Annotated in this window: 13 protein-coding genes; 4 read left to right on the top strand and 9 right to left on the bottom strand. The window is 71.5% G+C overall.

Going from position 1 to position 9824, the window contains the following annotated elements; all coding sequences use genetic code 11:
* From D588_RS0106825 to comJ, 3 genes are all read left to right on the top strand, one after another.
* On the top strand, positions 1-550 hold a 550-nt coding region (locus D588_RS0106825; protein WP_017915451.1), incomplete at its 5' end, for an FAD-dependent monooxygenase.
* Complete coding sequence (locus D588_RS0106820) at positions 547-1725, top strand: UbiH/UbiF family hydroxylase (RefSeq protein WP_017915450.1); 1179 nt, start codon at positions 547-549, stop codon at positions 1723-1725. The genes D588_RS0106825 and D588_RS0106820, both read left to right, overlap by 4 nt.
* Positions 1726-1948: 223 nt before the next feature.
* Positions 1949-2437 carry a competence protein ComJ gene (gene comJ / locus D588_RS0106815; RefSeq protein WP_017915449.1) on the top strand — a complete coding sequence of 163 codons (489 nt, stop codon included), beginning with the start codon at positions 1949-1951 and terminating at the stop codon, positions 2435-2437.
* 254 nt (positions 2438-2691) lie between these two features.
* Here the strand turns inward: comJ and D588_RS0106810 are convergent, their stop codons facing one another.
* The 4 genes from D588_RS0106810 to D588_RS0106795 form a co-directional block, all read right to left on the bottom strand.
* The gene (locus D588_RS0106810; RefSeq protein ID WP_010340011.1) at positions 2692-3012 is read right to left on the bottom strand and encodes a hypothetical protein; all 321 of its coding nucleotides are present in this window, start codon (positions 3010-3012) and stop codon (positions 2692-2694) included.
* Positions 3013-3199: 187 nt separating this feature from the next.
* Entirely contained in the window at positions 3200-3595 is a 396-nt protein-coding gene (locus tag D588_RS0106805) for a hypothetical protein (RefSeq protein ID WP_017915448.1), read from the bottom strand.
* A 43-nt stretch (positions 3596-3638) separates the two neighbouring features.
* Entirely contained in the window at positions 3639-4361 is a 723-nt protein-coding gene (locus D588_RS0106800; RefSeq protein WP_017907756.1) for a hypothetical protein, read from the bottom strand.
* 81 nt (positions 4362-4442) lie between these two features.
* Positions 4443-5342 carry an SMP-30/gluconolactonase/LRE family protein gene (locus D588_RS0106795; RefSeq protein WP_017915447.1) on the bottom strand — a complete coding sequence of 300 codons (900 nt, stop codon included), beginning with the start codon at positions 5340-5342 and terminating at the stop codon, positions 4443-4445.
* 192 nt (positions 5343-5534) lie between these two features.
* On the opposite strand from D588_RS0106795, the gene D588_RS0106790 reads away from it, so the two are divergent.
* Positions 5535-6584, top strand: coding sequence for a Gfo/Idh/MocA family oxidoreductase (locus D588_RS0106790; RefSeq protein ID WP_232764248.1), 1050 nt, complete (start codon positions 5535-5537; stop codon positions 6582-6584).
* 116 nt (positions 6585-6700) lie between these two features.
* Here the strand turns inward: D588_RS0106790 and rlmM are convergent, their stop codons facing one another.
* The 5 genes from rlmM to D588_RS24190 all read right to left on the bottom strand — a co-directional run.
* Positions 6701-7765 (bottom strand): 23S rRNA (cytidine(2498)-2'-O)-methyltransferase RlmM, encoded by a 1065-nt coding sequence (gene rlmM / locus D588_RS0106785; protein ID WP_017907753.1) that lies wholly within the window; start codon positions 7763-7765, stop codon positions 6701-6703.
* A gap of 22 nt (positions 7766-7787) precedes the next feature.
* On the bottom strand, positions 7788-8348 hold the full coding sequence (locus D588_RS0106780) for a nucleoside deaminase (protein WP_017914178.1): 561 nt from the start codon (positions 8346-8348) through the stop codon (positions 7788-7790).
* The gene (locus tag D588_RS0106775; RefSeq protein ID WP_017915445.1) at positions 8348-8755 is read right to left on the bottom strand and encodes a hypothetical protein; all 408 of its coding nucleotides are present in this window, start codon (positions 8753-8755) and stop codon (positions 8348-8350) included. The genes D588_RS0106780 and D588_RS0106775 overlap by 1 nt, the downstream gene beginning before the upstream one ends.
* Positions 8756-8814: 59 nt before the next feature.
* Complete coding sequence (locus D588_RS0106770; RefSeq protein ID WP_017915444.1) at positions 8815-9195, bottom strand: STN domain-containing protein; 381 nt, start codon at positions 9193-9195, stop codon at positions 8815-8817.
* 46 nt (positions 9196-9241) lie between these two features.
* Positions 9242-9824, bottom strand: a 583-nt coding sequence (locus tag D588_RS24190) for an EamA family transporter (protein WP_017915443.1), incomplete at its 5' end; no start/stop codon positions are given.

Below are 9824 nucleotides of genomic sequence, written 5' to 3'. Positions count from 1 at the left end.
CCGCCATTACGGCGCGATCCACGCGGTGGCCGCCGAGGACGCCGACGCGGTGGCGGCGCTGGACGAGGGCGCCTGGCTGCAGCGGCTGCAGGACGCGCTGGGCTGGCGCGTCGGCCGCCTGCTCGGTAGCGGCGAGCGCAGTGCCTATCCGATCGTGCAGGTGCTGGCCGAGCGGCTGGCCGATGCGCGCGCGGTGCTGCTGGGCAATGCCGCGCAGACCTTGCACCCGCTGGGCGCGCAGGGCTTCAACCTGGGCCTGCGCGATGCGCTGACCCTGGCCGAACTGATCGAGCGCGACGGCACCGACCCGGGCGCGCCGGCGCTGCTGCAGCAGTACGCGCAGCGCCGCGAGCAGGATCGCCAGCGCACGGTGACGTTCTCCGGCGGGCTGGCGCGGCTGACCGCCAATCCGACCCCGCTGCTGCGCCCACTGCGCAGCCTGGGCCTGCTGGCGGCGGCGCAGGCCGCGCCGCTGCAGTCGTTCCTGGTCGGCGGCGCGATGGGCTTCCGCGGCGATGTGCCGCAGCTGTGCCGGGAGACGCGCGCATGAGCCGGCGCGGTGTGCTGGATGTGGTGGTGGTGGGCGGCGGCGTGGTCGGCGCGGCCTGCGCGCTGGCCCTGGCCGGCGAAGGCCTGGCGGTGGCGCTGGTCGAGGGCCGCGAGCCGCCGCGCTGGTCGGCCGACACGCCGGACCTGCGCGTGTACGCCTTCGCCCCGGACAATGCGGCGCTGCTGCAGGGCCTGGGCGTGTGGCCGCAGGTCGTCGCCAGTCGCGCCAGCGCGTACCGGCGCATGCGCGTGTGGGATGCCGGCGGCGGTGGCGAACTGGCCTTCGACGCCGACACTCTGGGCCGCGACCAACTCGGCTGGATCGTCGAACACAATCTATTGGTCGAACAGCTGTGGGCGGCGCTGCCGGCGGCCGGCGTGCAGGTGCATTGCCCGGCACGGGTGGAGGCGCTGGAGCCGTCGGCCGAGCGTGCGCGCCTGCGCCTGGACGACGGCAGCCGCCTGGACGCGCGTCTGGCGATCGCCGCCGACGGCGCCGAGTCCACGGTGCGCGGGCTGGCCGGACTGGACGCGCCGGCGCACGACTACGGCCAGCGCGGCGTGGTCGCCTTCGTGCAGACCGAACAGCCGCACCAGGACACGGCCTGGCAGCGTTTCCTGCCGGGCGGCCCGCTGGCGTTCCTGCCGTTCGCCGACGGCCGCAGCTCGATCGTGTGGACCTTGCCCGAGGCCGAGGCGGCGCGGGTGCTGGCGCTGGACGATGCGGCGTTCGGCGCCGAACTGACCCAGGCCTTCGGCGCCCGCCTGGGTGCGGTGCGCGCGCTGTCGCCGCGGCTGGGCTTCCCGCTTCGCCGGCAACTGGTGGAGGCCTACCAGCGCGGTCGTCTGCTGGTGCTGGGCGATGCCGCGCACGTGGTGCATCCGCTGGCCGGGCAGGGCGTCAACCTGGGCCTGCGCGACGTCGCCGCGCTGGCGGCGCTGGTGCGGCAGGCGCAGGCGCAGCGCGTGGACTGGGCGGCGCCGCAGCGGCTGGCGCGCTGGGCACGTGGTCGCCGCAGCGACAACACCGTGGCCGCCTACGGCTTCGATGCGATCAACCGGCTGTTCTCCAACGATGAGCTGCACCTGACCCTGCTGCGCGGCCCGCTGCTGGGCCTGGCCGGCAAGCTGCCGTTGTTGATGCACGGCTTCTGGAAGCGCGCTTCCGGCGTGTGACCGCGCGCTCCGGCCGGACGCGGCGGCCGCAGATTCGACCACGCGCGCCGAGCGGCGCCCGTACCCTCATCCGCCCCTTCGGGGGCACCTTCTCCCGGAGGGAGAAGGAAGAGCCAGCGTCGGCTGGTTTGCTTGAGCCCCTCTCCCCTCGGGAGAGGGGTTGGGGTGAGGGTAGGGCGCGAAGCGCAGCACGCAGGCCGCGTTCCTGCCATGGAGAACGACGATGCAAGATGCGACACAGACGCAGACCGTGGATCTGCTGATTTCCCACAGCCAGGTGCAGTTGCGTGCCCGCGCCTTCGACGAGGCCGCCTGCCGCTGGGGGCCGCGCAATCTGGAGCAGGGCGCGGTCCTGCATCGCGACTACGTGGTGTTCGATCCGTTGCCCGAGGACGCGTTCGGCGCGCAGGTGCACCTGGTGCTGGCCGAGGCGTTCGCGCCCGATCCGCGTGCGCAGCGGCGCATGCAGGTGCCGTTCCGGGTGGATCCGGATGCGCGGGTGCAGGTGGCGTCTGCCGCCGAGGCCTTCGATGTGACACTGGCGCTGCAGCCTGGCGACTACGCGCTGTACTACGAAGTCTGCGAAGGCGACGACGAGGTGTATTACCGGCTCACCCTGGTGCCGGCTGCGCAGTCGGTCGCGGCGCGCTATCTGCTGGACGATCCCTGGGGCGGGGTGCGGGATGCGCCGCTGCAGGAGGGACTGCTGTAGCTGTCGTCAGCGCGGTGAGCGAGGCCGAGCGGCGGGGTGGCGTGGTGGAAGACACGCGCTGCGAGGAGATCGGGTCGATGCAGCGGCGATGGCGGCGTCAGTGTGGGTGATGCGGTTGCGCGGTGCTGTGGCGCTCGCGTTGCCGGTGTCTGCGGTGTTGTCGCTTCAGAAAACAATCGCGCCGCATGCGGCGGGAAGGCCGCAGGCGGCGCGCGTGGTGGAGAGGGTGCGGGTCAGTCTACGCGTGGGTCGCGTCACGTCGACATCCAGCCTTCCAGGTCGGCCTTGCTCAGGCGGCCGTGGTGATGCACGTCGACGGCATCGAACTCGGCGTACAGCGTCGGGTCGGCCTTGGCTTCGGCGCGGCTGATGTAGCCGTCATGGTTGCGGTCGAGCTTGGCGAAGTCGATGTGGTAGTCGCCGACGATCGAGTTCGGTTCGACCGAGGTGACATTGATGATCTGGCCGTTCTGGTGCAGGGTCACTTCGTCCGGCGCCGACTGCGCCATGGCCAGCGCCGGCGCGGCAAGCAGCGCGAACGCGAACGGGACGAGACGAGGAACGATGCGGTTCATGGCACGACTCCTGTTGCTGGGAAGGAGTCAAGAACATAGGCCTGGCCGAATTAATCGACGCTAAAAAAATCGGGCGTTCGCATCTGCACGTCGGCGCTGTTTAGCAAGCGTTTCCAATGCACCCTGCAGCGCGACCGAGGGTGCGCCGGCGCCCGCCATGGCGGCGCCGGACGCGTCTCTGGTGCAGCTACAGCCAGCCGGCCAGCTGCGCGCGGCTGAGGCGACCGCTGCGGGTGGTGTCCAGCGCGTCGAACTCGTCGGCCAGCGACGGATTGGCCTGCGCTTCGCTGCGGCTGATGTAGCCGTCGTGGTCGGTGTCCAGCGCCTCGAAGTCGATGCGGTAGCTGCCGGCCACACGGTCCGGCTGGATGCTGCGCACGGTCACCTGCGCTTCGCCGGGCGTGGCCGGCAACTGCACCTGGTGAGTGACCACGCCATTGCTGAGCGGCTGCGCGCGCACGTTGACCGGCACGTCGCGCAGCGGCTCGGTGGTGGCGCTGGAGGCAGTGTTGAGATTCTGCGCCGCGGCCGGCGCGACGCAGGCGCACAGGCAGCAGAGCAGGGCGAGGGAACGGCAGGACATGGACACAACGGACTCCAGTATGGCGATGGATGGCGGCCCCGGCTCAGCCGGGGATGAACGGAAACGCGAGCTTCAACAGGCCCTTCAGCCCGCCCTCGGCAGTGCTGGCGACGGCCTTGGCGCCGAGGCTGTTGAGCGCGCGGCGCACGTCCTCCCAGCGTAGCTTGCTCACGTCCTTCTTCAATAGATCGGCGACCTCCTCGGCGGTGGGCGCCAGCTTCTGCAGTTCGTGCGTCACCTTCTCCGGCTCCGGTTGCAGGTAGCCCCAGCGCTCGGCGATCTTCAGCAGCGTGTCGAAGCGCACCGCCATCACGTCGCGGTTGCGCTCGTACACGGGCATGGCGCCGACGTCGACGATGGCCTGTTCGAAGCGTTGCTGGTCGTCTGGGTGTTCGATGCGGATCGCCAGGAAGCCGTCCTTCTTGCTGCGCTCGCTGACATGCTTTGCCCCGGCGCGCAGGTTGTCCTCGGTCAGCACCGTGGCGACGATGCGCTGCAGCGCCGCCTCGTTGTCCTCCGGCACCAGCGCACGCCAGCGCGCATAGCCGTCGCGGCGCAGGCCCTTGACCTTGGCCGGGGTCACCCGCAGGCGCATCGCCACCGCGTTGTTGGAATCGCTGCGCGAGATCGCGCCGTCGCGTTCCAGCAACACGAAGATCAGCAGTTCCAGGTCGCGCTTGGTCAGCGACTGGAAGCCCTGCAACAGGGTCAGGCGCAGGAATTCGTCGGCGAAGCCGGCCGGGTTGTTCAGTTCGATCGGCTGCATGTGCGCGGCCCTCCAGTCAGTGCAGCCAGGATGCCAGGGGACCATTGCGCGGGCTGAGACGCCGCTGCGATACGCATCCCATCAGCGTCCGTGCTCGCGGCCGGGGCGGTCGCTGCGGAAGGTTTCGATCGCGCCGCGGTCCTGCAGGGTCACGTCGACATCGCGCCCGTCGGCGCCGCCGAAGGCCAGGTTGGTGGGCTTGCGGCCCTTGGTCGCGACCTCGTGCAGCAGCGTGCCGTCGGGGGCCAGCACGATTACCTTGCCGGCGTCGTAGCGGGCCACGTACAGGTTGCCGTCGATGTCGCAGCGCATGCCGTCCAGGCCGGCGTCGGCGAAGCTGGCGAACAGCCGCTTGTTGGAGACGGCGCCGTCGGCCGCACGGTCGTAGACCCAGATCCGCCGCTGCACGCTCTCGTTGACGTACAGGCGCTTGCCGTCGGGGCTGACCTCGATGCCGTTGGTGGTGCCCATGCCGGTCTCGATCAGGTGCGCGCTGCGGTTGCGGTCGATGCGCCACAGCTGGCCGCCGTCGTGCTTCCAGTCCGGGTCGCTGGCGTACAGGGTGCCGTCCGGCGCCATCGCGATGTCGTTGGGCTGGAACGCGCCCGGCAGCGTGGCGTAGACCTCGATGCGCTTGCTGCGCAGGGCGATGCGCAGGATGCGGTGCTGGCCGTAGTCCGCAACGTACATGCGCCCGCGGCGGTCGAAGCGGATGCCGTTGCCGATGCTGCCGTCGGGAAGATCCACGAACAGCGTGGCCTGGCCGCGGCCGTCGGCGTCGCGCTGGACCCGGCCGATGCTGCCGTCGTGGGCGAAGTTGACCACGTATAGCGCACCATCGGGACCCGTCGCAGGCCCTTCGATCTTGTCGGTGAATACGCCATCGCCGACCAGGTCGCGGGCGCGGAACAGGGGTTCCTGCGCCCCGGCCGGGGCAGCCAGCAGCAGGGCGAGGGCGGCAAGCAGTGGGCGGCAGCGCATCGGGTGTCCGAACGGCGGGGGAGGCGGCAGTGTGCCAGACGCCCCCGGCGCATCGCGCGATAGCGCTCACAGTGCCGATGCCGCGCCAGCGGTTAGGGTGAAGCATCCTTCCGGTCGGAGTTGCGCATGGAGCCGTCCTCGCCGAATCGCCGCCGCCTGTTTCTGGCCGGCCTCTCCGCCACCGCCGCCGGTATGCTCGGAGCGTCCACGTGGGCGGCCACGCCGGCACGACGCCGCAAGCCGCTGGGCGTGGCCCTGGTCGGCCTGGGCGAGTACGCCAGCAGCCGCCTGGCGCCGGGGCTCGCCCTGACCCGGCACTGCCGCCTGGCCGGCATCGTCACCGGCTCGCCGCAGAAAATCCCGCAGTGGCAGGCGCGCTATCGCATCCCGGATCGCAACGTCTACAGCTACGACGAGCTGGAGCGCATCGCCGACAACCCGGACATCGACGTGGTCTACGTGGTCACGCCCACCCATCTTCATGCGCCGCTGAGCATCCGCGCCGCCGCCGCCGGCAAGCACGTGTGGTGCGAGAAGCCGATGGCGCTGCACGCCGAGCAGGCGCAGGCGATGATCGAGGCCTGCGCGCGCAACAAGGTGCGGCTGAGCATCGGCTACCGCATGCAGCACGAGCCCAACACCCGGCGCCTCATCGCCCTGGCCGGCGAACGCCCGTTCGGGGCGATGCGCAGCGTGCGCGCCGAGGCGGGCTATGCCGGCTACGGCGACACCGACCCGGCGCAGCGGCCGTGGCGGCTGCGCGCGCAGTACGGCGGCGGTGCGATGTACGACATGGGCGTGTATCCGCTCAACGCGGCGCGCTACACGACCGGCGCCGAGCCGCTGGCGGTCAGCGCGCGGCGTTCCACCGATCGACCCGCGCTGTTCGACGAGGTCGACGAGCACATGCACTTCACCCTGGAGTTCCCGCACGAGGTGATCGCCACCTGCGCGGCCAGCTTCGGCCGCACCATGAACCTGCTGCGCGCCGAGTGCGCGAAGGGCTGGTACGAACTGGCGCCGTTCCAGGCCTACGACGGCGTGCGCGGCCGGGCCAGCGATGGCCGCCTGTTCGACGCGCGGGTGCGCCACCAGCAGGCGCTGCAGATGGACGAGGACGCGCTGGCGATCCTGCAGGGCACGCCGCTGCGCGTGCCTGGCGAGGAAGGCTTGCGCGACATGCGCATCGTCGAGGCCATCCAGCGCTCGGCGCGGGAGGACGGGGCGCGGATCGTGCTGTAGCGGTGGCGGCGCCAATGCGCTCGTCACAGGAGCGGCTTCAGCCGCGATGGCTTTCCCGGGAAACCCATCGCGGTCGAGTCGCTGCTACGAAACACCGCATGTGGACGCGCGACCGCTCAGCCGGGGATCGCCAGCACCGTGATCTCTTCGCGGTCGTGGTAGAGCTGCTTGGCGCGCAGTTGCAGCGGGCGCTCGGCACGCTCGGCGAACAGGTCCAGGCACAGCCGGGTCTCGTCCCAGCGCTTCTTCATCGGCAGCTTCAAGTTGAAGATCGCGTGCCGGCACCAGCCCTCGCGGAACCAGGTGGCCATGCGCTCGGCGACGCGGCGCGGCTGCTCGACCATGTCGCAGACCATCCAGTCCAGCGGCTGCGGCGGTTTCCAGTGGAAGCCGTCGGCGCGCAGGTGGTCGACCAGGCCGCTGTCGAGCACGTGCTGGCGCAGCGGGCCGTTGTCCACGCTGGTCACGTGCAGGTGCTGGCGGGTCAGCACCCAGGTCCAGCCGCCGGGGGCGGCGCCGAGGTCGGCCGCGCGCATGCCCGGGCGCAGCAGCGTCTCGCGCTCGTGCGGGGTCAGCAGCGCCAGCAGCGCTTCTTCCAGTTTCAGCGCCGAGCGCGAGGGCGCCTCCGGCAGCAGCTTGAGGCGCGGAATGCCCAGCGGCCACGGCGCGCTGTCCTCGCTGTCGGCCACCGCCAGCAGGGCGTGGGTGCCGGTCACGAAGCACACGTGCAGGCGCGGCAGCCGCGGCTGCGGCTTGTCGCTGAGCAGGCCGGCCTTGCGCAGCGCCGGGCGCAGCGCGTTGCCGAAACTGCGCGCCAAGCCCGACAGCGGCTTGCCGGCGTCCGAGTCCGGATGTTCGACCCACAGGTCGCCGAAGCGGGGCTGTCCGGCAAGCGCCTGCAGGATCGGCGCGATGCGGTCGCTGGCCGGCAGCTCGCGCAGGTCGGCCAGCAACTGCAGCTTCTGCCGGGCGAAGATCAGCCCGCGCCAGGGCAGCGCCTGCGCCGGCACCGCCGTGTCGCTGAGCAGCAGCGCGTAGCCGCTGTTGCGCTCGGTGCGCGCGTAGGCGGCCAGCCCGGCCTCGCCGGCGCGGGCGTTGAGCTCGGCCGCCAGTTCGGGTTCGAAGCCGGGCCGGCAGTAGCACAGCAGGCCATGGACCAGCGGGCCGTTCTCGGAGGACATGGGCAAGCCTTCGCCGGCGGCGTCAGTAGCGGGGGCTGTCGAGTTCGCCGTAGCGGCGCAGCACCGCGCAGGCGGCGTCGCGGTGCAGGCCGCGCACCACCTCGATGCCGCGGCGCTGCAGTTCGCCGACCCAGTCCGCCGGCAGCGGGCCTTCGTCGAACGGGGTCAGCGCCATCACGTCCTCGGCGCTGGCGCCGATCAGCAGGCGGTCGATGCCGGCCCAGATGGTGGCGCCGTAGCACTGGCAGCACGGCTGCGAGGAAGTAGCCAGGGTCACCGGCGACAGCACCGCGTTCAGCCGCGGGGTCTGCAGGCGCTGCTGGGCCAGCATGTAGGCCATGTTCTCGGCATGCGCCAGCGAGGTGGTCTGCGGCACCACCCGGTTCACGCCGACGGCGATGATGCGGTGGTCCGGGCCGAACACCGCCGCGCCGAACGGGCCGCCGCTGCCGGCGTCCACGTTCAGCCGCGACAGTTCCACCGCCAGCGCGACCTTGTCGGCGTCGCTGGCGTAGACGGCCTGCGGATCGACCGCCTCGTGGATCCAGGCGGGCAGGGTGAGGTGGACTTGCGCGTAGAGCATCAGCGGACGGGTTCGGCAGGCTGGGGGGCGCGCAGTGTATCGGCTTGCGCGGGGCGCGCGCTGCATTGCCCGGACACGCAGGAGCAGCCAGCGATCGCGCGCGAGCCGCACACGCTCATGCGCCCGCTGGCCTGGCATTGCTCCATCACGCCTTGCGGATCGGTGGGGCTGTCGCGGTTGACGCAGGCCGGCATCGCGCCGCAGCAGTTGCCGACGTTCTTGACGGTGCAGTCGGCATCGGTGCGGCAACTGGTGTCGACCTTGATCGGCAGGCCCGGTGCGGACGCCGTCGGCGTCGGTGCCGGCACCGCCGGCTTGGCGGTCTCGCTGCGCGCGCAGGCGCTGGACAGCAGCATGCCGGCGAGCAGGCACAGGGAACACAGCAACGACGCGAAATGGCGGGACATGGCGACCTTCCGTGCGGTGGAGTGCGGCCATGGTAGCAATCCACCGCGCCGCCGCCGGGTCAGCGGCGCACGACCGTCAACGTGTCCGCGTTCTCCTGCGCGATCCGCAACGCCGTGCCGTCCAGCGCCTGGTGCAGCGCCTGGCGGATGCTGACCTGTCCCTTCACCGCGTTGACCGGCAACGATGCGAGGCCTGGATCGCGGTACACGACCATGCAGCCGGTGGCGTGGGCCAGTTGCTGCGACACCTCATCGAAGCGCCCGGCCGGCAGGTCGTAGGCGTGGTCGGGGACGGCGTCACACTTGCCGGTTTCCGCCGGTGCGATGGCGTTGGCGGCCGGGTTCGGCGCCGCGCCGGATGGCGCGTTGGAGGCGTGGCAGCCAGCCAGTGCGGCGACTAGGACGAGAGCGGGACAGCAACGGCGCAGGACGGTGTGCATGGCGCGATTCCCTTTGGAGGACCTGCGCAAGTCTAGGCAGCGCCGCTTAACCGGGCTTGGCTTCGCGCACAGTGGGTTGCGGCCGCGCATGCACCAGGGTGCACCACAGCACGCCGCCGAGCAGGCAGGCGATCGCCAGCAGTTCCAGCGCGGTCGGCCAGCGCTGTTCCCACAGGAAGCCGTACAGCAGCGCGAACACGGTCTCGAACACGATCATCTGCCCGACCAGGGTCAGCGGCAGCAGCCGGCTGGCGTGGTTCCAGCAGGCGTTGCCGATCACCGAAGCGAACAGCGCCAGCACCAGCGCCATGCCCCAGAAGCGCATCCAGTCGGCGCCGGCATGGGCCGTGCCTGACAGGGCGAACGCCGGCAGCGCCAGGGTCAGGGCCAGCGCGCCGGTGACCACGCCGGTCAGCAGCGACCAGTCGCGGCCGGACAGGTCCGGACGCCGCCGCAGCCAGCGCGCGTTCTTGATCGAGTAGGCGGTCCAGCACGCCAGCGCGCCGACCGCGCAGGCCAGGCCGGCCGCACGCAGGCCGAGGCTGGCAGGAATGTGCGGCCGCGCCACGGCCAGGGTCTGCACCGCGACCAGCGCCACCCCGAGCACGCACAGCGCGCAGGGCGCGGCC

Origin of the sequence: Xanthomonas sp. SHU 308, assembly GCF_000364645.1 — a bacterium.
In the GTDB taxonomy this organism is placed as follows: Bacteria; Pseudomonadota; Gammaproteobacteria; order Xanthomonadales; family Xanthomonadaceae; genus Xanthomonas_A; species Xanthomonas_A sontii.
Note: the sequence above shows the minus strand (reverse complement) of the source record. Positions and strands in the feature narration are given on the sequence as shown.